This is a genomic window from Ferruginivarius sediminum, assembly GCF_003344765.1.
Lineage (GTDB): Bacteria > Pseudomonadota > Alphaproteobacteria > Kiloniellales > Rhodovibrionaceae > Ferruginivarius > Ferruginivarius sediminum.
This window is the reverse complement of record NZ_QPMH01000032.1, coordinates 1-23,976: the sequence shown is the minus strand read 5'-3', so window position 1 is coordinate 23,976 and position 23,976 is coordinate 1. Positions and strand designations below refer to the sequence as shown.

Here is a 23,976-nt window from a genome sequence, read left to right as displayed (position 1 = left end):
TATCCCGTCAATCCGACAAAAAAACCGCCACGCGGACCGGCCAAACCGGCCCTCGTCAAACTCCTCGCCGCAAATGACCGTATCGCAAAGGTCCCGCGTCGGGGGAGAAGGACAGGATGAGGGGGAAGCCGCGCCCCCCACCGCCCTCACTCCCCGGCCAACCGCCGCGTCAGCCAGTGCCGGAACATCTCCAACCCCATCACCTCCACCTGCTTGTCGTCGATCTCCGCCGCCCGTCGCAGCGCCCAGGCGAGCGCGCCCGGACGCCAGCCGGGGCCTTCCAGCACCAGGACAACGTGCACGTCGGGAAACGCGAGGCGCGCGTTCGACAGCAGATAGGGCAACCGCTCGTCCAGGCTGCCGCGCGTCTCCTGCCGCATCGCCTCCACCCACACCAGCTTGCCGAAGGGTGGCGCGTCCAACACGAAGTCGATGCTGCCGCCGTGGCCGTAAATCGTGGTGTAGCCGACGTGCCGCCACGCCCGGCGCGGGGAGGGGTTGTCGCCGATCTCGATGCTGCCGGGATTGCGCAGGTCGTGCACGTCGAAGCCGTGGTCGCGCAGCACCGCCACCATCGCCGTCTCCAGCGCCTGCCCGGAGCTGCGCGGCGAGGCGGACGCGACGGGCATGCAGAACACGGCGGTAAGCAGAAGCGCGAAGGCACGCGGCACAGGCAACACGGCTGTCCTCCCAGACGTCCCAAGGGAACAGCCGCCGCGCAACCCACGCGGCGGCCGGGAGGTCAGAACCTTCAAAGATAGAGCAAAAAAGGTCCGATGGCCTTTAGACCGAAGCCCTGGACATACGCCACCGGCTCCCGGCCCCAACCGTGTAAGGGCCACGAGCTATCGATCCACGAACACGGCAAGCCGCGTGTGGGCGAGGCTTTTAACACGTTACCCGTGCCGGCCCAAGCCAGGACCGGGAGCACTGGGCTCTATCTTTGTGGGGCTCTGACACCCCGCCCACATCTCCGCATATGCACGGGGACGCGTCAAGATGAAGGGTGCTGGGTGGAAATGCGCCTTTCCCGTGTATACCTGTGACGCGCGCTTACGAACTACCTACAAAATGGCATTAAGCTTGTACTGGACGATAATAATAGTGACGGTAGCTCAACCAGAGTCTTACTTGCCGTCCCCCGCCGAGTTGGATTGGACATGCACGCGGAATATCTAGTAGGATGCAAGAGTACATAGTCGGCCAATCGAAACTGACGTGATAGCTCCTGCGTGTGGCACTGCCCAAAAGAATACATTTAGGTCGTTTGACGAGGGCTACGTCGATTGCGAATGCGGTCCAAGCTGAGGTTATGTCCTACACGGCTCAGAACTGATTAGAGGAATTCTGGCCACCTTTAGGGCACAGCACATTCTCGGCTTCGCTGGCAGAGCAAACCGAAAGTAATTGTATCAACTCGTCAATAACTTGCAATATCTTGTCAGGTGGAAGAGTGTAAAATACAAGATTTGCATGGGCCAAATCAAAATCGCTTGGAGAGTAAATAACATCACTTTTATCAATCTGCCAATTGCGAACACTGGCAGCGGTTACATACATCACTGCTACAAATTTAAAGTCTTTGCCGCGGCTACCTTGTTTAGCCCAAACATGCTCTTTTTGAATCTTTACACGGTCTTCAGCATCTTCTCGAATATTATCACATATCGATAAAATGCGCCCGGACATTTCCGAGCGCCATTCTTCCCTGCTGCCCCTTGGCGCTCCAATCGCGCCCTTTATTGCAGCATGATGTATACGCCCGTGCCTCCAATGTCGGCTGTTTGTAATTGACCGATACCATGTATCTTCATCTATCACAGTTTTCTTTTCACACATTTTACGCAGACGTCAGTTGCAAGCTTCTATCATTATAACTGGTGTTGCTAAAAATATTCGCCAATATATGTAAAATATATTCCTTTGTTGATTTCTCCATCTTGGTGAAATGTGATTCATTCTTGGTGCCATCGATTTTGAGCATAACGGACACTGTGCCGTCGTCGTTCACGTCAAGCCAAACAACACCATTATCGCTGACCCACTCCATGCATATGGAACCATCTTCGGCGACCTCGGTATCTGGCAGACAGAATTTCCCCTCAATTGTTCTCAAAATTTGTTGAGCCAAGTGTACTGTCTTTTGCCTTACCGGGTTGGCATTTTCTCCATCCCAGCCATTTTCAAAGTATGTTTCTATTTCTGGGAGAACTTTTTCCAAGAGATCGTCGTGCTGTAGTGGTGTGGTTTCCCTTTCATCGGAAATAAACGCGATATTACGCTGTCTCTTAAAAATATAAGCCGAGACATCAACATGCTTGCGACCATTCCAAAATAGATATGGAATACTCATATCTGTGATTTCTGCATTAATAAAGGGGCTAGTCGCCTCGGTCGAGTTCAGAAGGAACATTAACCGATTTTGGTTATTCTTGTTAGCTGAACTATTGTACCTGCTGGTGATTTTGATTCTCACGCAACTGAACGGTTTCGATGCATATACACCGGCTTCTCCGGTTTCACTCGCTTCTGGATCCGCCTTCTCCAGTTGCATTTGTGCGCTGCCTCTCGCAGCGAAAGAGGCCGCGAGAGTCGGCGACAGCGATGTGCCGGAGTGGTGAAAGGCCGACGCACTCATCTCTATACCTCTCCTTGCTGAGCGTTCTCGTTTGCCAAGCACACCAACTCATTGAATATTGGAACGACGTCAGCGCTCTTCAAAACCTCTTTGTGTTCTGGTGCGGTGTTGTGATCAAATTCCAAATTCAAGAAGGTCCAAGTTGGTTTTTCGGATTTTTGGTCCTCAGTTAAGCCGTTTTCCATTTCGGCACGGATAACGCTCCAATTAGTAATACGATTTAATTCGATCGCGTGCTGACTTTGTCTTGGTCGGTTCACTCGATAGGTGATCTCTTTGCAATTTTTTCGATCGATGTGCACCGATTGCACATACTGTCCGAATTTTTCGTATGCAGCATCCCGATCTTTGGCTTCAAGTAAAAGTGTGCCGGCGTATGCTATCCGGGTGATTGCTACTTGAGGTGACTCAAGCCAAGGTCGTACTAGCCCAAGAAAATTATTTTCCTCTTCCTTGTAGGGACCAGTATAAAGTCTATATTCAGGCACTTGTGTTAATTGCGGATTTATAGTTATATCGATCCGCCGATTACTCACCGCGACTGTTAAGGTTGCGTGACCCCAAGTTCCAGTTTGACGACGAACGCCTTCTCTCCGACGAACCTCGTCAGTCTCTGGTTCTTCGCCGGTCAAATCTTCCCATAGATTAGTCAGCCCTTCTGTTGAGCTCGTCGTGAAGACGGTTAAGCGCAACGAGTGCACCTTCCAGACGTCTTCGTCGTCGCCTTTCGCCATCGTTTCCTACCGTGCAGAACCTAACCAAAAGGGGTTGCGATCATACAGTTTCTTGAAAAGGGTATCCACCATAGAGAGCTCAACGCAGCCGTGTTAAACTATGAGATTACGTCAATATAGAATCAAATGCCGCAATGCGGTCGTACCAAATCTCGAACGCAACCCTAACACAGATCCCTCCCCCACACCCCCATCACCCCCCATCCAACGGAAAATGGCACGTATACACATGCCCATCCCCCGCATCCGACACCCCCGGCGCCTTGCGCCGGCATAGGTCCTGCGCGTAGTTGCAGCGGTTGTGGAACTCGCAGCCTTGCGGGCGATTCATCAGGCTGGGGACCTCGCCCTTGATTTCCACGCGGTTCTTGCGGGCGTCGGGGTCCGGTTCGGGGTTGGCGGAGAGCAGGGCCTCGGTATAGGGGTGGCGGGGGTTGTGGAAGATGTCCTCGGTCGGTCCCTGCTCGACGAAGCGGCCCAGGTACATGATCGCCATGCGGTCGGTGATGTGGCGGACCACGTTCAGGTTGTGGGTGATGATAAGGATGGCGATGCCAAGCTCGTCCTGCAGGCGGGCCAGCAGGTTCAGCACCTCGCCCTGCACCGAGACGTCGAGGCCGGCCGTCGGCTCGTCGGCAATGATGAGCTTCGGGTCGAGGGCCAGCGCGCGCGCCACGCCGACGCGCCGCGCCTGACCGCCCGAAAGCTGGTGCGGGAAGCGCCGCGCGAAATCCTCGGTGAGGCCCACCATCTCCAGAAGGCGCTTCGCCTCCTTGTCCAGGTCGCGGCCGGTAATGCCGTGGATCTTGAACGGCTCCGTCACCAGCGAGCGGACGGTCAGGCGCGGCGAGAGCGAGCCGACCGGGTCCTGGAACATCATCGTCATGTGACGGCGGTGCGCGGTGAAGGACCGCTGCGGCAGGCCGACAAGCTCGTCCCCGCCGAAACGGATGGAAGAGCCGTCGTGCGCCGGCGTCAGGCCCATGATGGTCCGCGCGATGGTGGACTTGCCCGAGCCGCTTTCGCCGACGAGGCCCAGTGTCTCGCCCTCGCGCACCTGAAAGGACACGTCACAGACGGCGTCGATGAAGGGATCGTCCACGCCGGTCGCCAGCGCGCGCAGCATGCCCAGGCTGCGGAAGCGCACGCGCAGGTTCTCCACGTCCAGAAGCGCGCTCATGCCGGGGCCTCCGCCGTCTGGTCCAGCAGGTGGCAGCTTGCGGTGTGGCCGTCCGTCGCGATGGCGTGATGCGCCGGCCGCTCGTGCCGGCAGCGGTCGAAGACGTGCGGGCAGCGGTCCTTGAAGATACAGCCGCGCGGCATGCCAAGCAGGTTCGGCACGTTGCCCGGAATGGTCGGCAGGTGGCGCGTGCGCTCGCGGATGCGGCCGGGGTCGCATTGCAGCAGGGCCTGGGTATAGGGGTGGCCGGGGTTGTTGAAGATGTCCCGCACGCTGCCGCGCTCCACCACCTCGCCGGCGTACATCACCACGACGTCGTCGCACAGCTCGGCCACCGTGCCCAGGTGGTGGGAGACGAAGAGGACGGAGCAGCCGATGTCGCGCTGCAAGTCCTTCAGGAGGTCGATGATCTGCACCTCCAGCGTCGCGTCCAGCGCGGTCGTCGGCTCGTCCGCCAGCAGCAGGGCCGGCTCCACCAACAGCGCCATGGCGATGCAGATGCGCTGTCGCATGCCGCCGGAGAACTGGTGGGGATAGGCTTGCAGCCGGCTTTCGGGGTCGGGGATGCCGACGCGGTCCAGCGCCTCCGCCGCGTGCCGGCGCTTCCCGGCCTGGCCGCCGGGCGCGCGGTACTGGATGTCGACCATCTGCTGCTCGATGGTGCGGATCGGGTTGAGCGCGGTCATCGGGTCCTGGAAGATCATCGACATGCGTTGTCCGCGCAGGGCGCGCATCTGCCGCGCGTTCAGGTCCAGCAGGTTCTGTCCCTCGAACACGATCTCGCCGCCGGTGACCTCGGCGTTGCCGGCCAGCAGGCGGATGATGGCGAAGGCCAGCGTGGACTTGCCGCAGCCGCTTTCGCCGACGACGCCGACGATGCGGCCCTTGGGCACGCTGACGGTGACGTCGCGCAGGGCATGGACGCGCCCGCGCGGGCTGCCGAAGTCGAGCGACAGCCGGTTGACGTCGAGAAGTGCGGCGTCGCCCTGTGTCATAGGTCCTTCCGCAGCTTGGGATCGAAGATGTCGCGCAGCGCCTCGCCCAGGAAGGTGAAGCCCAGCGTCGTCAGGATGATCGGGATACCGCCCGCGACCACCGGCCACGGCGAGTTGCGGATGTAGTTGTAGCCGTCGTTCAGGATGGTGCCCCACGACGGCGTCGGCGGGCGCACGCCCATGCCCAGGAAGCTGAGCCCCGCCTCCAGCGTGATCACCAGCGGCACGTCCATGCTGGCCAGGATCAGCAGCGGGCCGATCACGTTCGGCAGGATGTGCACGCCCAGGATACGCGGGGTCCCCGCGCCCATCGCGCGCTCGGCCAGGATGAACTCGTTGTTCTTCAGCGATTGCGTCTGCGTGCGCACGACGCGGGCGTAGATCGGGATAGAGGTGACGGCGACCACGAAGATGACCGTGGAAAGGCTGGGGCCCAGCAGCGTCACCACCGCCAGCGCGAAGATGATGACCGGGAACGCCCGCACGGCGTCGAAGATCAGCAGCATGCCGTTATCCAGCCACTGCGGCCCGAAGCCGGCGATGAGCCCCAGCAGGAGGCCCAGGCTGAGCGCGGCGCCCAGGGCCGCCATCGCCACCATGAGCGCCACGCGCCCGCCCATGATGACGCGCGAGAGCACGTCGCGGCCAAGGTGATCCGTGCCCAACCAGTGGTCCCAGGAGGGCGGCGCCAGGCGCGGCCCCACCATGACCTTCGTGGCCTCGTAGGGCGCGACTACGTCCGCCAGGATCGCGCTGCCCACCATCAGGACGACGAGCAGCAGGCCCAGCATCCCCAGGTGGTCCTGGCGAAGCTGCTGCCAGTACTGCCGCAGCGCGCCGGGGCCGCGGACGCCTTCCGACTCGCCGGTGTCGTGAACGGTTTCCGCCGTCGTCATCCTACAGGCTCTCCCGCACGCGTGGATCGAGCATCGCGTTGACGAGGTCGGCGATGGTCGTGGAGATCACGAACAGCCCGGTCGTGACCAGCACCGTGCCCATCACGATGGGGTAGTTGCGCGTGTTGACGGCGGTGACGATCAGCCCGCCGATGCCGGGCCGGGCGAAGACCACTTCCGCGAACACGGCCGCCGAAAGCAGGTGCGCCATGCCCACACCAAGGACCGTCACGGTGGGCAGGATGGCCAGCGGCAGCGCGTAGCGGAAGACGATCCGCCGCTCCGGCAGGCCGAAGGCGCGCGCCATGCGCACGTGGTTCTCGCCCAGGATCTCCAGCATGGAGGCACGGACGATGCGCGAGATATAGCCGACCCAGCCGATACCGACCGCCAGTGCCGGCAGGATCAGGTGGCGTATCGCGTCCCACAAGCCGCCCTGACCGGCGCCGATGGCCGGCAGCCATTTAAGCAGTACCGCGAAGATCAGCAGGGCGTAGAGCGCCATCACGAAAGAGGGGATGGCGATGGTGCCGACCGAAAGGACGCCCGTCACCTTGTCGATCATCGTATTCCGCCGGATCGCCGAATAGCAGCCCAGCGGGATGGCGACCAGCGCCGCCCAGGCGATGGAGGTCAGGATCAGCGTGATGGTGAACGGAAGCTGCCCCAGCACGATGCGGCTGACCGGCCGCTGCGTGAAGACGTCCGTGCCCATGTCGCCGCGCACGACGTCGGCGAAGAATGTCAGGATCTGCACCGGCAAGGGGTCGTCCAGCCCCATCTTGGCGTGCAGCGCCGCCTTCAGTTCCGGCGTTGCGCGCGGGCCCAGGATGATGGCCGCGGGATCGCCTGGAACGGCGTGGATCATCACGAACAGCAGGGTCACCGCCAGCACGACGATCGCGACGGCGAGGAACAGACGCCTGACCAGATAGAGCCACATACCTTCGCTCTGGATGCTGTGGAAAGCGCCTCGCGGCGCCCTTGGGCCAGGGCGCCGCGAGGGAGAGGAAGCCTACCCTCAGACCGGCTCGAAGTCGCGGAACAGCGGACGGCCGTCGGGGCGCGTCGCCGACTTCAGCTTCGTCTTCCGGTACATCAGCGGCGAGCCGCCGTGGGTGAGGAAGCGGTAGCAGCCGGAGTTCTCCAGCAGGTCCTGCATCTCGTGGTACATCTTCGACCGCTTTTCCGGGTCGTTGACGGTGACCGCCTCGGCGTTCAATTCGTCGAAGCGCTCGTTGCAGAAACGCTCCCAGTTCCAGACGCCGACCTGCTCGCAGGTGAAGAACGTCGTCGCGTAGTAGGGATCGGGCACCATGGAGAAGCGCTGGATGATCGCCTGCATCTTCTTCCAGCGATCGCCCTCGCTCTCCATGCCGATGGTCCAGAACGAGCCCGGATCCTGCACGCTGACCTCCAGGTTGACGCCGATCTGGGAAAGCTGGGCCTGCATCATCTCGGCCATCGTCTTCAACGGCGTCTCGTTCAGGACGTCCAGGTTCAGGCTGAGCCCTTCGGCGCCGGCCTTCTTCAGGTAGTCCCGCGCCTTGTCGAGGTCGCCCTCGGGCGGGATCAGCGCCTTCTCGCGGTGGCCCGTCAGGCCCGGCGCGACGAAGCCGGTGGCGACCTCCGCCTGGCCGAAATACCCGGCGTCGAGAAGCTGCGGGACGTTCACCGCCCACTGCACCGCGCGGCGCACGTTGATGTCCTGCAGCTTGGGATGGTCCTGGTTCATCCCGAGATAGATGTAATAAAGGGAGGGATGATCCTCGATCACCGTGTCCTCCGGCGGGTCGCTCTTGAAGCGGTCCATCGAGGACAGCGTGATGTGCGTGAAGTCGATATCGCCGGCTTGATAGGCAGTCTCGCCCGTCTTCGGATCCTCGATCTTGAGCACGCGGATCTTGTCGAAGCCCGGCTTCGGCCCGGTCCATTCCGGGTTGCGGGTCAGGATGACCTCCTGATCCGGCTTCCACTCGTCGATCACGTAGGGGCCGGAGAAGCAGGGCGGCTCCATCCCGAAGTCGCCGCCGTCGCCGGTCTTCTCCATCACCGCCTTCTTCGAGACGATGTGCCCGCAGCCATAGGGCAGGGTGATGTTCCACAGCGGCACGAAAGGCTTCTTCAGCACAATGACGCCGGTGTAGTCGTCCTCCACCTCGACATGGTCGAGCGGGCCCCAGTCGCCCTTCACAGGGGAATCGTGCTCGATGATGCGCTCGAAGGAGAACTTCACGTCCTCGGCCGTCATCTCGCCATAGCCGCCGGTGAACATGATGCCCTTGCGCAGCCGGAAGCGAATATGGGTGGGATCGACCTGCTCGATCTCTTCCGCCGCCTGAAGCTCCCAGCCCCATTCGCGCCCCGGCTTGTACTTGATGAGCTTGGAGTAGATGCAGTTCATCACGTCGACGTTGTAGGCGTTCTGGTAGAACCCGGGGTCGAGCTTGTTGATGTCGGCGTAGGAGCGGGCGCGCAGCACCTTGCCTTCCGCCGCCCAGATCGCCTGGCCCAGCGGCATGCCGTTCGCCATGATCCCGGCGCCCACCGCGGCGCCCGCCTGCATGAAGCGGCGGCGGCCGAGCGAAATGTCCGTTGTGGATTTCCCGTCAGTCATGATGTCTCCCTCCCTCGGACCTGCCGTTGGGCAGAGTATACGAAAAGCCCGGTCGGCCGGGCATTCTATCCGCGTTTTTTAATTACCCAATGGCGGTCTCGCTTGTAACTTTCCGAACATGACGCAGGCCACTGCGCTAATGCAAGACACAATCTTCGAGAGGTAAGTATCCGGCGGTGAACTGCCGTCGGCCTGGCTCAATCCTCCAGCAGGTAACCCTGCCTATGCGTCAGGGATTCCTTGCCGACGATCTTGGCGATGACTTCGCCCGCGCTCACCAGCTTGCGAAGGCGGCGGGAGAGAACGAGGCCGTCGGTATCCGCATGAATGGCGCGGCGTGCCGTGCTTGCCTCACCGGCGGCGGGGTCGAGAAGATCCGCGATCGCCTCGCCCCTCTCGACGTGCTGCCCAAGCTCGACGCGATAGCTGACGACGCCCGCGAAGGGCGCGCGCACGACGTCGCAGGCATCGAAGTCCGTGGCCTCGCAGGGCGCGGAGGGGGCGGAGCCGGGCTCGCCCGCGACGTGGCCGCGGCGCTGCAGTTCCCGGAACAGGGCAAGGGCATCGCCTTCGGCAAGCGCGTCGGACACGTCGGCAAACCCGCGCAGCTCCACCGTTGCCGAGAAACAGGCCTGCGGGATGGAATAGCCTGGAAAGGACAGCGCCAGCCGCGACCAGGGCCGCGCGAAGCTTTCGGCGAAGGTGGCGCCGCCGGTGTCGTCCGCCAGCATCACGGCGCTGCACCCCAGCTCGCCCGCCAAATCGGCCGCCGCCGGCCACAACGAGGGCACCAGGAAAAGGTGCATCAGCCCTTCGTCGTCGCAGTGCAGGTCGAGCACGAAGTCGGCATCGCACGCCTCTCGGGCCAGGGCGAGACGCAGTGAATCGATCTCCCGCGTCGGGGCGCGGCTGTCCAGCACTTCGCGCATGGCCTTGCGGATGACATCGACGTTCGCCTCCGCCCCGCCGCCCAGGTGGCCGTCGACGCGCTCGGCCACGGGGGCGAACAGGTCGGGCCAGCCGCGGTTGAAATTGGCGCCGCTGTTCAGGTCGTGCCGGCCGAACTGATCGCCGTTGACGTACTGTGCCAAGCCAATGGGATTCGCATAGGGGACGAGCACGACCTGCCCCGCGATCTCGCCGCGCGCCTCGGCCGCGTCCAGAAGCCGCATCAGGTGATGTGCCACCAGGATGCCCGGCGTCTCGTCCGCGTGCAGGGCAGCGTGAATATACGCCTTCGGCCGCGCCTCGGCCGCGCCATAGCGGACCATGCGGACCGTCCTGCGGGTTCCCGGCGCGGACTGTCGAAGCGGAACGTCGAGGATATCGCGCGGCATCTTCGCTCCATATGGGTTTGTCTACTGGTGGTGTCAGGCAATGCATTAGCGCAGGATGGTCAGGGAATTCCAGCCAAGGCATCCTCGCTGCCGCTTCGGCCGGAATCGCGTTCCACTTGTCGTCGACGCCTTCCCACCCTCAACAATATGCATACTATTGCATGCTTAAAAGCATTGCGCGAATCCCAGCATCCGTGCAACTCACGACGATCCATGATCGGACGCATCCGACGAGAGCGATGTAATCAGCCTGTCGGGCAGATTGCGATATGCCGTGGTTCGCACTTGGAGAGTCGTAGCGTGGCCTTTGTTTGTGTAGCGGATTCACGTCTCCGCAATGCAGAGATTCTCCATTCAGACGGCGAACATGCCATCCTGGCCCGGATCGGATACGACTTGGAGGTGCGAGCTAATTATTTTGCTCACATCGGATTCTGTCCGCTAATTGATGAATCCTATGAATATTATTTTTATTTGGTCGAAGTGTTTTCGATATCGAATAAGAAACACATACACTGGAGCGGTGCCGACACGACCAAATTCATCCATAAGCATGACCGAAGGGTAATCCTGAATGTCGTCCTTCAAGCAACGAGAGCTATAATTGAACATTTGTATCCGGCTTGTGTTTTCAGATGCACGAACGACCCCGGCCCCCCGGTAAAGGCATTGAAGAAACATGAATTGATAACCGAAGTCTTTGAGTCCTACGGGTATACGACGAGGATCGCGACGCCTTACGTCGGGCGACTTTGCTGGTGGATGACGCGCCTCGAACCGGCATGAGTTGTGCGTAAGAAGAAAAACCGCTATTGTCACTGCAGGGTAGGGAGCAGAAATGATGCCGGACCGGGACAAGCAGGCTGATCTTTTGGAGACCGTTAAAGAGCGTAGACAGTCCTACGCCCGGCGCTGGCTTGAGAATGCGTCCTATCGCGAGGCGCTTCATCGCTACGACTTCGATTTTGAGCGGGATGACGAACGAACGAGCCGCATCGCCAGTGGATAGTGGCTGAACGCGCCTGCGCGTCATACGCCATGGCAGCGCGTTCGCTGCGCGTCGCCGTATCCCGATTGACCCAGGTCCTATCCCATCGCAATTCGGCTGTGCCGGGCGCGGCGGACCTGAATTTCGATGCGCCATGTGATAATGGCGAAGGCGATCCAGCCGCCGTGGAAGACAATGCCCGCCAGGACAACGACCTCACCCGGAATGGGCCCGATTGTCGCGCGCGACATGATCTCGCCGAAGCCGGTCATCGGGGTGGGGTGTATCGCCAGCTTGGAGTAGTACGCCAGCACCTGGATACCGAAAATCCAGCCGTAGTTGCGTCTCAGCCGCCGGCCGATGGCGCGGCCGAAGCTTATGTGGTGCTCGGGCTCGCGGTAGTCGCGGGCCAGCAGGTCGTTCCAGCCGTTGCCGGTCTGCACGCCCTCGCCATGCAGCAGCGGTGCGTAGAAATCCGTCTCCAGCAACCTCGCGCGGGCGCGCCAGACGTTGAAATAACGGTATCGCCGCGCCTCGAACATCAGGAAGACCAGCACGAGCACCCCAACCAGCACCATCGGCAAGGGCGAGGCCTTCGGCCCGCTGAACGTTAGCGACAGCGCGATCCCGGTCGTCACCACCGCCCAGTTCGTCGTGTTATCCAGGCGCGTGCGCCATATCGTGCTGCGATACACCTCGCCGCGATAGAGGTGCGCGATGGCACCGATCTCGGCGTTGGTGAACTGCTGGCTCACGGCCGGCATGGTGGGCTCTGGCTTCTGCATGACAATGGGCCTCGCGTGCATCGAGGGAACTCCACGGCCCTTCCATCATACACCCCGATGCCGCCGCCGACGCCAACACCGCGACGTCAGGGGCGATTTTCCCGACTCGGCGGATAGCCGAAGCGGCGGCGGTAGGCCCTGGTGAAGTAGGGTGCGGCGGTGAAGCCGCAGGCCAGGCCGACCTCGAACACCGGCATGTCGCTTTGGTTCAGGAGCTGGCGCGCCCGGTCCAGGCGCATGTCCAGGTAATAGCGCTGCGGCGGCACGCCCATGTGGCGGGTGAACAGCCGTTCGAGCTGCCGTTTCGTCACGCCGGAGGCGGCGGCGAGGTCGTCCAGGCACAGCGGCGTCTCGATATTGGCCTCCATCGTTTCGACGATGCGCACCAGCGTGCCGCTCATCGTGCCGACGCGCCGGTCGGCGGGCATGCGCTGGCGCAGTTCCTGGTGGCGCATCTCCTGATGGATGAACTGCTCGGCTACCGCCACGGCCAGTTCCTTCGAGTGATGGCCCGCGATCAGGTCGAGCATCAGGTCAAGCGACGCCGTCCCGCCCGAGCAGGTGAAGAACGGCCCGTCGATCTCGAACAGGCTGTCGCGCGCCTCGATATCCGGGTAGGCCTCGCGGAACGCCGCCAGGCTCTCCCAGTGCAGGGTCACCCGCCGTCCGTTCAGGAGTCCGGCCTCGGCCAGCAGGAAGGCGCCGGTATCGAAGGCGCCGAGATGGCAGCCGCGCCGCCGCATGCGACGAAGCCAGCCATAGAGGCGCGCGTTCGCGGCCGCGAAGGGCTCGAAGCTGGAAACCAGGCCGACGACGGGGAAATCCGAGATTTCGTCGAGCCCGGCCTCGGCCAGGATGGTCATCTCGTTACTGGCCGCGACGGGGCCGCCGTCGACCGAGAAGAAATGCCAGCTATAGGCCTGGCGCTCCAGGAAGCGGTTGGCGACGCGCAGCGGCTCGATGGCCGAGGTGAGGCACATCATCGAGAATTTCGGCATCAGCAGGAAGCCGATGCGCCTTGGGCCATCCGGGTATTCGGATTTTTGCATATCCCGTCCCTATCGCGGCCGGCCCCGTCTTGTCCAATCCTGCCAAGGGGCGGTGCGCAAAGGTAACGCGCCGGTGCCTCGCGGCGCTAGGCTGCCACGCCATGAACGCGGGAGGTGCCATGATGCGCGAAGCTCCGAACGACGTTGAGATCTCGGGCGGCCGCCTGACGCTGCACTGGGCCGGCCGGCCGCCGCAAGTCCTGCATCCGCTGTGGCTGCGCGAGCGCTGCCCCTGCGCCGAGTGCCGCGACCCTGGCACCGGCCAGCGCCTGCTGGACGCCTGGGACCTGCCGCTGGAGACGGCGGTGCGCGACGCCCGGCTGGGCGAGGGCCGCGTGACGGTCGTCTTCGCGAACGGCCACGAGGCGCCCTTCGAAGTATCCGAATTGCTGGCGGCCCTGGGGGCGCGGCCGGATGAGCGCGACGGCATCGAGCTTTGGGACGCCAGCCTCGACCCCATTCCCGAGGCGGACTGGCGTGTCGCGGCGGAGGACGACGCCGCGCTTTACGACATGCTGGAAAAGCTGCGCCGCCATGCCTTCGTGGTTGCGCGCAACGTGCCCGCGACGCCGGACGCGATTGCGGATTTCGCCGCGCGCATCGGTCCCGTCCGGGAGACCAACTGGGGCCGTGTCGCCGACGTGAAGGCGATTCCCGAGGCCTACGACCTCACCATGACGACGCGCGCGCTGGAGCAGCACGCGGACAATCCCTACCGCGAGCCGGTGCCGGGCTATGTCCTGCTGCACTGCCTGGTGAACGATGCGGAAGGCGGCGATTCCACGGTCACCGACGGCTTTCGCGTCGCCGAGGAACTGCGCCGCCGCGCGCCCGACGACTTCGATGCACTGACCAGGGTGCGTCCGCATTTCCGCTATGCCGACGACGATACGCTGCTGGAGAACGAGGGGCCGCTGATCGAGCTGGACAGTCGCGGGCGCGTGCGTCAGGTGCGCCTGTCCAACCGTACCGATCAGGTGGATGCCGAGGACCCGGACCTGCTGGACCGCTATTACAGCGCCCGCCGGCAGTTCACCCAACTGGTGAACGATCCCGCCTTCAAGGTCCAGTTCAAGCTGAACCCCGGCGACCTGATGGTGATGGACAACTACCGTCTGCTGCACGGCCGTTCCGGCTACAAGCCCGGTACGGGACACCGGCACATGCGCCAGCTCTACATGGACCGCGACGTCGTCGGCAGCCGCCGCAAGGTGCTGGCGCGGCGCCACGGGCAAGACACGGCCTCGGGGGCTTGACCGATTTCCGCATGACTGTGGCGGGATACGGCAAGACACTTTTCGGCGTCCGGCCATGATGGCGCCAAGCGAGAGACGAGGAGGCTAGAACATGCGACGCGACGTGATCGTGACCTGCGCGGTGACCGGAGCGGGCGAAACCACGGAGAAGTCGCCGCACGTGCCGGTGACGCCGCAACAGATCGCCGATGCCTGCATCGAGGCCGCGCGCGCCGGGGCCGCCGTCGCCCACGCCCACGTGCGCGACCCGGAAACCGGCGCACCCAGCCGCAACCCCGACCTGTTCCAGGAGGTGGCCGAGCGGGTGCGCGCCTCGGACACCGACGTGGTGCTGAACCTGACCTCGGGCATGGGCGGCGACCTGATCGTGGACGACGACGACCCGTCGGTGCCGGGCGAGGGCAGCGACCTTGCCAACGCAACCGAGCGCCTTCGGCATATCGAGCGCCTGACCCCGGAAATCTGCACGCTGGACTGCGGCACGCTGAACTTTGGCGACGGCAACGCCGTTGTGGTGCAGACGCCGAACATCCTGCGCGCGATGGCCCGGCGGGTGAAAGAGCTTGGCGTCAAGCCGGAGATGGAGGTGTTCGACACCGGCCACCTGTGGTTCGCCAACGCGATGGTGAACGAGGGCCTGATCGCCGATCCGCCGCTCTACCAGCTTTGCATGGGCATCCCCTACGGCGCGCCCGGCGATCCGGGCAGCATGATGAACATGGTCCGCATGCTGCCGGAAGGCGCGCAGTGGGCCGGTTTCGGCATCGGCCGCAACCAGATGCCGATGGTGGCGCAGGCGGTGCTGCTGGGCGGCCACGTCCGCGTCGGGCTGGAGGACAACCTCTACCTGGAGAAGGGCGTGCTGGCGACCAACGGCCAGCTTGTCGAGAAGGCCGTCAAGATCATCGAGCTTCTGGGCGCGCGGGCCGTCTCGCCGGACGAGGCGCGCGACATGCTGAACCTGCGCAAGAACGCCTGAACACAGGGACGAACACGATATGAGCAGACCCGATCCCAAGGCCGCCACCCGCGTCGGCGTCGTCGGCACCGGCGTGATCGGCGGCGGCTGGGCCGCGCACTTCCTGGCCAAGGGCTACGACGTCGTCGCCTACGATCCGGGCCAGGGCGCGGAAGACCGCCTGCGCCGCCTGATCGACGGCGCCTGGCCGGCGCTGGAAGAGCTTGGCTTGGCGCCCGGCGCGGCGAAGACGCGGCTGACCTTCGCGGATTCGCTGGAGGAGGCCTGCACCGACGTCGCCTTCATCCAGGAAAGCGGGCCGGAGCGCCTGGACCTGAAGCAGCGGCTTCTGAAGGACATCGACGCGGCGGCGGACCCGGAGACGGTCATCGCCTCCTCCACCTCCGGCTATGGCATGACCGAGATGCAGCGGGACTGCGCGCGCGCCGAACGCACCGTCGTCGGCCATCCGTTCAACCCGCCGTACCTCGTGCCGCTGGTGGAGGTCGTGGGCGGCGAGCGCACCGCGGCCGACGCCGTGGACTGGGCGTGCGACTTCTACGACCACGCGGGCAAGTCCGTCATCCGCATGGACGCCGAATTGCCGGGCTTCATCGCCAACCGCTTGCAGGAGGCGATCTGGCGCGAGGCGTTGCACATGGTCGCCGCCGGCGAGGCGACCGTGGATCAGATCGACCGCTCCATCACCGAGGGGCCGGGCCTGCGCTGGGCACTGATGGGGCCGTGCCTGACCTTCCACCTGGCCGGCGGCGAGGGCGGCATGGCGCACATGCTGGACCATTTCGGCCCGTCGCTGAAATCGCCCTGGACCCGTCTTATCGCGCCCGAGCTGACCCAGGAGTTGCGCGACCGCATGGTCGAGGGCTGCGAAACCCAGGCGGGCGAGCGTTCCATCGCCGACCTTGTGGCCGAGCGCGACCGCAAGCTGATCGCGATCATGAAGGCGCGGGAGGCGGCGTCTTGACCACACTGCCGACCCACCGGGAAGCCGTCCGGCCCGAGTGGATCGACTACAACGGCCATATGAGCGAGGCCTTCTACGTCCTCGTCTTCGGCCACGCCACCGACGGGGTCATGGCATATCTCGGCATGGACGAGGCGTATCGTACGCATACGGGCCGTTCGCTCTACACGGTAGAGGCGCACGTACGCTACCTGCGCGAAGTCTCCGAGGGTGCAAGCCTTGCCGTGACGTCGACGGTCGCGGCCTTCGACGACAAGCGCCTTCACCTGTGCCACGAGATGGCGGTGGACGGTGGCACAGTGGCGACGGAGGAGATCATGGCGCTGCACGTGGACGGCGCAACCGGGCGCACGGCACCGTTTCCGGACGGTATTCGGGACAACATGCGCGCGCTGACGGCCTCGCCGCCCGCGTGGGCGGGCCGGCGTATCGCCGTGCCGGCGCGCGGCTAAGGGTTATTGGAGGGACGAATATGAGCGAAGCGGTGAAGACACGCCGCGAGGGCGGCATCCTGGAGATCACGCTGGACCGGCCGAAGGTGAACGCCATCGACCGCGCCACCTCCATCGCGCTGGGCGAGGCGTTTTGCGAGCTTCGCGACGATCCGGCGCTGCGCGTCGCCATCGTCACGGCCGCGGGCGAGAAGGCGTTCTCCGCCGGCTGGGACCTGAAGGCCGCGGCGTCGGGCGAGGACGAGGAAGTCGGCCTGTGGTGGGAGACCGACTACGGGCCCGGCAGCTTCGCCGGCATCACCGAGCTGTGGGACCTGAACAAGCCGGTCATCGCGGCGGTGAACGGCCTGGCCATCGGCGGCGGGCTGGAGCTTGCGATCGCCTGCGACCTGATCGTCTGCGCCGAGCATGCCTACTTCGCCCTGCCGGAGGTGCCGCTTGGCATCGTGCCGGACTCCGGCGGCCTGCAGCGCGTGCCCAAGCGCCTGCCTTACAACATCGCGATGGAGATGCTGCTGCTGGGCCGGCGCATGGAGGCGCGGGAGGCCATGCACTACGGCATGATCAACGCTGTCGTGCCTGCCGACGAGCTTATGCCGAAGGCGCGCGAATGGGCGCGGACCATCGCCGAGGGCGCGCCGCTGGCGGTGCAGTCGATCAAGGAAATCATGCGCGAGACCGAGAGCATGTCGGTGCGCGAGAGCTTCGAGTTCCTGCGCAAGGGGCAGCTTGAATTGTTCCCGAAGGTGCTGCTGAGCGAGGACGCGAAAGAGGGCGTCGCCGCCTTCGCCGAGAAACGCAAGGCCGACTTCAAGGGCAAGTAGGCGCCGGCAGCCAGGGAGGGCTGGAGCATGGATTTCGCACCGACAACCGAGCAGGAACTGGTCGTCGACAGCGTCCGCAAGTTCGTCGAGCAGGAATGCTATCCCCACGAGCAGGAGGTGGAGCGCACCGAGACCGTCCCGGCCGAGGTCGGCGAGGCGATCCGGCGCAAGGCCATCGAGAACGGCTTTTACGCCGCGAACATGCCGGCGGAGCTGGGCGGCGGCGGCCTGGACACGCTCACCATGACGATGATGGAGCGCGAACTGGGCCGCACCTCGTTCGCGCTGCAAGCCTTCGTCCATCGGCCCAGCAACATCCTGCGTGCCTGCAACGACGAGCAGGCCGAGCGCTACCTCCATCCGACGATCCGGGGAGAGCGCATGGACTGCCTGGCGATGACCGAGCCGGGCGCGGGCTCGGATCTGCGCGGCATGAAGACCACGGCCGTGCGCGACGGCGGCGATTGGGTCATCAACGGCACCAAGCACTTCATCAGTCACGCCGACCTGGCCGACTACACCGTGCTCTTCGCCGCCACCGGCGAGGAGGAGACGCCGCGCGGCAAGCGCAAGAAGATCACCACCTTCCTGGTGGATCACGACACGCCAGGCCTGGAGGTGCGCGAGGGCTATCGCAGCGTCTCGCACCGGGGCTATCACAACTGCATCCTGAACTTCGACGACTGCCGCGTGCCGGCACGTCAGGTGCTGGGCGAGGAAGGCGCGGGCTTCGATCTCGCCAACACCTGGCTTTCGGCCAGCCGCCTGACCGTGGGCACGATGTGCGTCGGCCGCGCCCGGCGCGCGCACGAGATGTCGGTGGAGTGGTCGGCCTCGCGCAAGCAATTCGGCCAGCCCATCGGCCGCTTCCAGGGCACCGGCTTCAAGCTGGCCGACATGGCGACCGAGATCGAGGCGGCGGAGATGCTGTGCCTGCGCGCGGCCTGGCTGCACGATCAGGGCCGCATGAGCGACCAGGACGCGGCGATGGCGAAGCTGTTCGCCTCCGAGATGCTGGCGCGGGTCACCGACAACGCGGTGCAGATCTATGGCGGCATGGGCCTGATGGACGAGCTGCCGATCGAACGCTTCTGGCGCGACGCCCGGCTGGAGCGGATCTGGGACGGCACCAGCGAGATCCAGCGCCATATCATCGCCCGCTCTCTCCTGCGTCCGCACGGCGCGTAGGCGCGGCGATGAACACCTTCGATGCCGAAGCCGGGTCCGTCGAGAGGAGGCGGCGCAACCTCTGGCGCGTGATGCAGCCGTGCCACGTCGCCGTCATCGGCGGCAACGCGGCGGAAGAGGCGGCGCGTCAGCTCGATGCCGTCGGCTTTGAGGGGCCGGTCTGGCCGGTCAACCCGAAGCGCGACACCATCGCCGGCCGCTCCTGCTTCCGCGCCGTCGAGGACCTTCCGGAAGCCCCGGACGCCGTCGTCATCGCCGTGCCGGCCTCGGCCTGTCCCGACACCGCCGCGCGTCTCGCGGCGATGGGGGCGGGCGGGGGCATCTGCTTCTCCGCCCGCTTCGCCGAGGACGGCGACCACGCGCTGGAACGGGAGCTTGTCGCGGCGGCGGGCGACATGGCGCTGGTGGGGCCGAACTGCCACGGCGTGCTGAACTACCTGGACGGCGCGGTGCTCTGGCCGGACGAGCACGGCGGGGAGCGGGTCGCGCGCGGCGCCGCCTTCATCAGCCAAAGCGGCAACGTCGCCATGAACGCGACCTTCCATCGCCGCTCGGTGCCGCTGGCCTACGTCGTCGGCACCGGCAACCAGGCGCAGCTCGACGTCGGCGATTTCGTCGACGCGATGCTGGACGACGAGCGGGTCGATGCCATTGGCCTGTTCGTCGAGGGGCTGAAGGACGTTGGCCGCTTCGCCCGCGCCGCGCGCCGCGCGCTGGAGAAGGGCGTGCCGCTCGTCGCGCTGAAGATCGGTCGCTCGGACGAGGCGGCGCGCGCCGCGCTCAGCCACACCAGCGCGCTGGCCGGGGCCGATGCGGTCTACGAGGCGCTGTTCGAGCGGCTGGGCGTCCTGCGCGTCGAGTCCATGGCGGAGTTGCTGGAAACGCTCAAGGTCTTCTCCCTGACCGGGCGCATGGGCGGCAACCGGGTGCTCTCGCTCTCCTGCTCCGGCGGGGAGGCGGCGTTGATGGCGGACGCGGGTGCGGCGGTCGGGCTGCGCTATCCCGCGCCCGACCCCGCGTTGGCGGTGGAATTGGCCAAGCGGCTATCCATCCCGGCGGACAGCATCGGCAACCCGCTGGACTACAACACCCACGTCTGGGGTGATCCAGCCGCCACCGCGAGTGCGTTCGAGCTTGCACTGTCGCAGCCTTACGACGCCGCGGCCCTGGTTTTGGACTTCCCGCGCGCCGAGCGCTGCGACCTCACCAACTGGCGCGTCGCCATGAACGGCCTGATCGCCGCGCGGCAACACCGGAACGTGCCGGCTGCCGTCATCAGCGTCCTGCCGGAGAGCTTCCCGGAAGAGGACCGCGCCGCCTGTGCCAATACGGGGATCGCGCCGCTGCAGGGCTTGCGGGAGGGCGTCGTGGCGCTGGCCGCCGCCGGGTGCTACGAGCCGCGCCGCCGCCAGCTTCTGGATGAGGCAATCTGGCCAGGACCACCGAGCAGCGAATCGCCGACAACCGAGGCCGTCGCGTTCGACGAGGCGGCGGCAAAACATATGCTGGCGGACTTCGGCCTCCCGGTGCCCAACGGCAAGGTGGTCGCAACCGCCTCCGAGGCGGCAGAGGCCGCCCGCGCCATCGGCTTTCCGGTCGCGGTGAAGGCCGTCGGCGCGGACATCGCCCACAAGAGCGAGCTTGGTGCCGTTGCCCTTGACCTGACGACCGAAGACGCGGTGGTCGAGAGCGTCGCCGCAATGACCCGCTCGCTGGAGACGGCGGGGGTTCAGGCAACGGGCTGGCTTGTCGAGGACATGGTGAGCGACTCCGTGGCCGAGCTTCTGGTCGGCGTGGTGCGCGACGCCGTGGCCGGGCCGGTGCTGGTTATCGGCGACGGCGGCGTACTGGCGGAGCTTGTCGCGGAAACGCGGACGCTCTTGCTGCCGACGACGCCGGAACGTATTCGCGCTGCCATCGAGAGCCTGAAGTCGGGCGCCCTGCTGCGCGGCTATCGCGGCAAGGCCGCCGGCGACATCGACGCCGCCGTCGCCGCCTGCATGGCCGTCGCGCATTTTACCGAGGCGAATGCCGGGCATCTTGCGGAGCTGGACGTCAACCCGCTGCTGGTCCGTCCGCAGGGGCGCGGGGCCGTGGCCGCCGATGCGTTCATGCGGTTCTATGCGCCGTGCGCCGAAACGGGGGCGATGGGTCAAGATTCCGGTAAATGCGTGCAAGACCATGTGGCGCAGGCACCCTAGCCTTTGCCTTGTCGCCGCCTGCGATTAAAGGAAGCAACCGGTCGCGCGCGTGAAAAGGCGCGTTCCGCTTCGACCGAATACAACAAGCACCGCAGGCAAACAGACAACAATTCGAACGAGAGGAGGGCGCGACGATGTCTTGCGTCAACATGAGAAGTGCGTGCCGCCGTGGCGGTGTGCGTGCGGGTCTTGCCGCTTTTGCCTTCGCGGTATCCACGGTACTGGGCGCTGTCGGCGGCGCGAACGCGGCGAACGACGACGCGCCGACCATCCGTTTCGGTGTCCCGACCTGGCCCGGCGTCACGGTGAAAAGCGAGGTCGCGGCCCAGCTTCTGGAGCATATGGGCTATGGCACGCACCAGATGAACGCCAGCCCGTCAGTGATCCTGAACTCGCTGAAGACCGACGACCTGGACATCTACCTCGGCGGCTGGATGCCGACCGAGAAGGAGATGATCGACCCGCTGGTCGAGGCCGGCGAGGTCGAGACGCTGACCACGAACATTTCGGACGCGCTGCTGGGCGTGGCCGTGCCGACCTACGTCTGGGAGGCCGGCGTGCGCACCGAGGCGGACCTCGACAAGTACGCGGAGAAGTTCGACCGCAAGCTCTACGGCATCGAAGCCGGCAGCGGCACCAACAAGACCTTGCAGGACGCCATCGACGCCGACCGCCACGGCCTGGGCGACTGGGAGCTTGTGCAGTCCAGCACCTCGGCAATGCTGGCGCAGGTGGGCCGCAAGATCCGCAAGGACGAGTGGATCGCCTTCTCTGGCTGGCGCCCGCACTGGATGAACATCACCTACGACATCAAGCAGCTCGAAGCCGTCGGCGATTCCCGCATCGCCGCGCAGAAGAGCGACGTGCTGACGGTCGCCAACGTCGATTTCGTCGAGCGCCACCCCGACCTCGCCACGTTCTTCAGCCAGTACCAGATCGAGAATGAGGAGCAGTCCCGCTGGATCCTGGAGTACAGCTACAAGGAGCGCGAGGCGCCCGACGTGGCCGCCGAGTGGATCGAAGAGAACATGGACCGCGTCGCCACCTTCCTTGACGGCGTCAAGGCCCGCGACGGCCGCCCCGCCATCGAGGCCGTGCGCGAAGCCGTGGCGGCGATGTAACGGGCCAGCGAATAGCCGAACAGCCGTTACGGGGGGCGTCGCCGTGCGCCCCCTTTTTTTATTGGTGTTTCGCGGTTTGGGAAGCGATGAAGCAACGCCGCCTTGGCATTCGATGCGCCGGCGGTTCCGTGCTTGGGCAAGGTTGGCGCTTGTGTCGAACTTCGCCAAGCGATATGGTTTTTGTATTATCATTGTATACAAATAGCAGGACGTTTGCCGATGTGCTTTGATCGAGCCCTTGAGCCTGCCTGCACGCCTGACGGTCTCGCCGTGCGGCGTGCGCGGGCGGCGCGGTCGACCCGCATGACAAGCGGCACGAGGGAATGACGCGCTATACGGCCCGCAGGACGCCCCGGAATCTCGCCGGCTCGGGGTGGTACGAGATTCTGCCGCCGCCCGGGCCGGCGCGGGAACTGGATCGCGACATCACCGCCGACTGGGTGATCGTCGGTGCCGGTTTCGCCGGGCTGGCCGCGGCCCGGCGCCTGGCGCAGCTTCGCGGCGGCGACCGTATCGTGGTGCTGGATGCCCAGCGCATCGCCTGGGGCTCGGCCGGGCGCAACACCGGCTTCATGATCGACCTGCCGCATGAGCTGAACAGCGACAGCTACGCCGGCGCGCGGGAAGAGGACCTTCGCCAGATCAAGCTGAACCGCGCCGCGATCGAGTTCACGCGCCAGACCGTGGCCGAGTTCGGACTGAACGCCTACTTCTCCCCCTGCGGCAAGTACCACGGGGCGGCCGACCGGGCGGGCGTGAAGGCGCTGGACGCCTTCGCCCGCCACCTCGACACGCTGGGAGAGCCCTATACGCACCTGGACGCGGAGGGCATGCGCGCGGCGACCGGAACCGGCTTCTATGCCGGCGGAATCCACACGCCCGGCGCCGCCCTGGTGCAGCCGGCGGGCTACATCCGCGGGCTTGCCGACAGCCTGCGCGGGCGTGTCGAGATCTACGAGAACTCCCCGGCGGTGAGGATCGACACCGGAACGGAGCGCGCGGTCCACACGCCGCGCGGCCGCGTGAGTGCCGGCAACATCATCCTGACGGTCAACGGCCACCTGGAATCCTTCGGGCTTTACGAGCGGCGGCTGATGCACGTCTATACCTTCGCCAGCATGACCCGTCCGCTGACGGCGGCGGAGCGGGAGCGGCTGGGCGGCGCGCCGGAGTGGGGGCTGATCCCCGCCGACCCGATGGGCTCCACCGTGCGGCGCACCGCCGATGACCGCATCGTCGTGCGCAACACCTTCACCTACAATCCGGGCATGGAGACGTCGCGGCGCCAGGTCGCGCGCATCGGCCGGGTGCACGACCGCTCCTTCGCCGCGCGCTTCCCGATGCTGGAGGGGGTGGAGATGGCCTATCGCTGGGGCGGCCAGCTGTGCCTGTCGCTGAATTCCGCGCCCGCCTTCGGCGAGATCGAGGACGGGCTCTACAGCGCCTGCTGCCAGAACGGCCTGGGCACGGTGAAAGGCACGCTGGCCGGAATGCTGGCAGCCGATCTGGCGACCGGCTCGAACAATCCGCTGCTGGCGGACATGCTGGCCTATCCCCAGCCCAGCAAGCTCTACCCCGAGCCGCTGATGACGCTGGGCGCGCGGGCCAAGCTCTGGTGGATGCACCGGCGCGCCGGGCGGGACCTGTAGCCGCGACGCCGCGCCCCTCTGCTCGCCTTGCGGCGAGCTGTCTCCCCGGCGTCGGGACCTTTGCGAAATGGGCGAGGTGTGATTCCCTGCTTGTGGTTGGCGCAGTGAGGTTGGAATGGCGTT

General features: G+C 65.0%; 22 protein-coding genes. 10 read left to right on the top strand and 12 right to left on the bottom strand.

Translation table 11 applies throughout. From position 1 onward, the window contains the following. Positions 1-146: 146 nt before the first annotated feature. From DRB17_RS18950 to DRB17_RS18920, 10 genes are all read right to left on the bottom strand, one after another. Positions 147-680, bottom strand: a complete 534-nt coding sequence (locus DRB17_RS18950) for a PD-(D/E)XK nuclease superfamily protein (RefSeq protein ID WP_147274967.1) — start codon at positions 678-680, stop codon at positions 147-149. 646 nt (positions 681-1,326) lie between these two features. Next, positions 1,327-1,689 (bottom strand): hypothetical protein, encoded by a 363-nt coding sequence (locus tag DRB17_RS20080; protein WP_147274966.1) that lies wholly within the window; start codon positions 1,687-1,689, stop codon positions 1,327-1,329. A gap of 151 nt (positions 1,690-1,840) precedes the next feature. Next, positions 1,841-2,638 carry a hypothetical protein gene (locus DRB17_RS20075; protein WP_147274965.1) on the bottom strand — a complete coding sequence of 266 codons (798 nt, stop codon included), beginning with the start codon at positions 2,636-2,638 and terminating at the stop codon, positions 1,841-1,843. Positions 2,639-2,640: 2 nt separating this feature from the next. Beyond that, positions 2,641-3,372 (bottom strand): hypothetical protein, encoded by a 732-nt coding sequence (locus tag DRB17_RS20070; RefSeq protein WP_147274964.1) that lies wholly within the window; start codon positions 3,370-3,372, stop codon positions 2,641-2,643. Between the two features lie 193 nt (positions 3,373-3,565). Beyond that, positions 3,566-4,552: an ABC transporter ATP-binding protein gene (locus tag DRB17_RS18945; RefSeq protein ID WP_114583804.1), complete on the bottom strand. Its 987-nt coding sequence runs from the start codon at positions 4,550-4,552 to the stop codon at positions 3,566-3,568. Then, the gene (locus tag DRB17_RS18940; protein WP_114583803.1) at positions 4,549-5,547 is read right to left on the bottom strand and encodes an ABC transporter ATP-binding protein; all 999 of its coding nucleotides are present in this window, start codon (positions 5,545-5,547) and stop codon (positions 4,549-4,551) included. The genes DRB17_RS18945 and DRB17_RS18940 overlap by 4 nt, the downstream gene beginning before the upstream one ends. Further along, a complete protein-coding gene (locus DRB17_RS18935) occupies positions 5,544-6,443 on the bottom strand; it encodes an ABC transporter permease (RefSeq protein WP_114583802.1) in 900 nt (299 codons plus the stop codon). The genes DRB17_RS18940 and DRB17_RS18935 overlap by 4 nt, the downstream gene beginning before the upstream one ends. Position 6,444: 1 nt before the next feature. After that, positions 6,445-7,386 (bottom strand): ABC transporter permease, encoded by a 942-nt coding sequence (locus tag DRB17_RS18930; protein ID WP_114583801.1) that lies wholly within the window; start codon positions 7,384-7,386, stop codon positions 6,445-6,447. A 78-nt stretch (positions 7,387-7,464) separates the two neighbouring features. Further along, positions 7,465-9,060, bottom strand: a complete 1,596-nt coding sequence (locus DRB17_RS18925) for an ABC transporter substrate-binding protein (protein ID WP_114583800.1) — start codon at positions 9,058-9,060, stop codon at positions 7,465-7,467. Positions 9,061-9,257: 197 nt separating this feature from the next. Next, positions 9,258-10,397, bottom strand: coding sequence for a succinylglutamate desuccinylase/aspartoacylase family protein (locus tag DRB17_RS18920; protein ID WP_114583799.1), 1,140 nt, complete (start codon positions 10,395-10,397; stop codon positions 9,258-9,260). 838 nt (positions 10,398-11,235) lie between these two features. Here DRB17_RS18920 and DRB17_RS20300 point away from each other — a divergent pair. Continuing rightward, positions 11,236-11,406, top strand: a complete 171-nt coding sequence (locus DRB17_RS20300) for a hypothetical protein (protein ID WP_153242389.1) — start codon at positions 11,236-11,238, stop codon at positions 11,404-11,406. A gap of 77 nt (positions 11,407-11,483) precedes the next feature. On the opposite strand, the gene DRB17_RS18915 is transcribed toward DRB17_RS20300, so the two are convergent. Beyond that, a complete protein-coding gene (locus tag DRB17_RS18915) occupies positions 11,484-12,170 on the bottom strand; it encodes a DUF2270 domain-containing protein (protein WP_114583798.1) in 687 nt (228 codons plus the stop codon). 86 nt (positions 12,171-12,256) lie between these two features. Continuing rightward, positions 12,257-13,219: a GlxA family transcriptional regulator gene (locus DRB17_RS18910; protein WP_114583797.1), complete on the bottom strand. Its 963-nt coding sequence runs from the start codon at positions 13,217-13,219 to the stop codon at positions 12,257-12,259. A gap of 119 nt (positions 13,220-13,338) precedes the next feature. On the opposite strand from DRB17_RS18910, the gene tmpA reads away from it, so the two are divergent. From tmpA to DRB17_RS18865, 9 genes are all read left to right on the top strand, one after another. Then, the gene (gene tmpA, locus DRB17_RS18905; protein ID WP_114583796.1) at positions 13,339-14,475 is read left to right on the top strand and encodes a 2-trimethylaminoethylphosphonate dioxygenase; all 1,137 of its coding nucleotides are present in this window, start codon (positions 13,339-13,341) and stop codon (positions 14,473-14,475) included. 91 nt (positions 14,476-14,566) lie between these two features. Next, the gene (locus DRB17_RS18900; protein WP_114583795.1) at positions 14,567-15,454 is read left to right on the top strand and encodes a beta-keto acid cleavage family enzyme; all 888 of its coding nucleotides are present in this window, start codon (positions 14,567-14,569) and stop codon (positions 15,452-15,454) included. A 19-nt stretch (positions 15,455-15,473) separates the two neighbouring features. Beyond that, complete coding sequence (locus DRB17_RS18895; protein ID WP_114583794.1) at positions 15,474-16,418, top strand: 3-hydroxyacyl-CoA dehydrogenase NAD-binding domain-containing protein; 945 nt, start codon at positions 15,474-15,476, stop codon at positions 16,416-16,418. Then, positions 16,415-16,870: a thioesterase family protein gene (locus tag DRB17_RS18890; RefSeq protein WP_114583793.1), complete on the top strand. Its 456-nt coding sequence runs from the start codon at positions 16,415-16,417 to the stop codon at positions 16,868-16,870. Before DRB17_RS18895 ends, DRB17_RS18890 begins: the two co-directional genes overlap by 4 nt. Before the next feature lie 20 nt (positions 16,871-16,890). Beyond that, positions 16,891-17,694, top strand: coding sequence for a carnitinyl-CoA dehydratase (locus tag DRB17_RS18885; protein ID WP_114583792.1), 804 nt, complete (start codon positions 16,891-16,893; stop codon positions 17,692-17,694). 27 nt (positions 17,695-17,721) lie between these two features. Then, positions 17,722-18,882, top strand: coding sequence for an acyl-CoA dehydrogenase family protein (locus tag DRB17_RS18880; RefSeq protein ID WP_114583791.1), 1,161 nt, complete (start codon positions 17,722-17,724; stop codon positions 18,880-18,882). Between the two features lie 8 nt (positions 18,883-18,890). Continuing rightward, a complete protein-coding gene (locus DRB17_RS18875; RefSeq protein WP_114583790.1) occupies positions 18,891-21,083 on the top strand; it encodes an acetate--CoA ligase family protein in 2,193 nt (730 codons plus the stop codon). 134 nt (positions 21,084-21,217) lie between these two features. Continuing rightward, positions 21,218-22,204, top strand: coding sequence for an ABC transporter substrate-binding protein (locus DRB17_RS18870; protein ID WP_206607954.1), 987 nt, complete (start codon positions 21,218-21,220; stop codon positions 22,202-22,204). A gap of 323 nt (positions 22,205-22,527) precedes the next feature. Then, positions 22,528-23,853, top strand: a complete 1,326-nt coding sequence (locus DRB17_RS18865) for an NAD(P)/FAD-dependent oxidoreductase (protein WP_114583788.1) — start codon at positions 22,528-22,530, stop codon at positions 23,851-23,853. Positions 23,854-23,976: the final 123 nt, after the last annotated feature.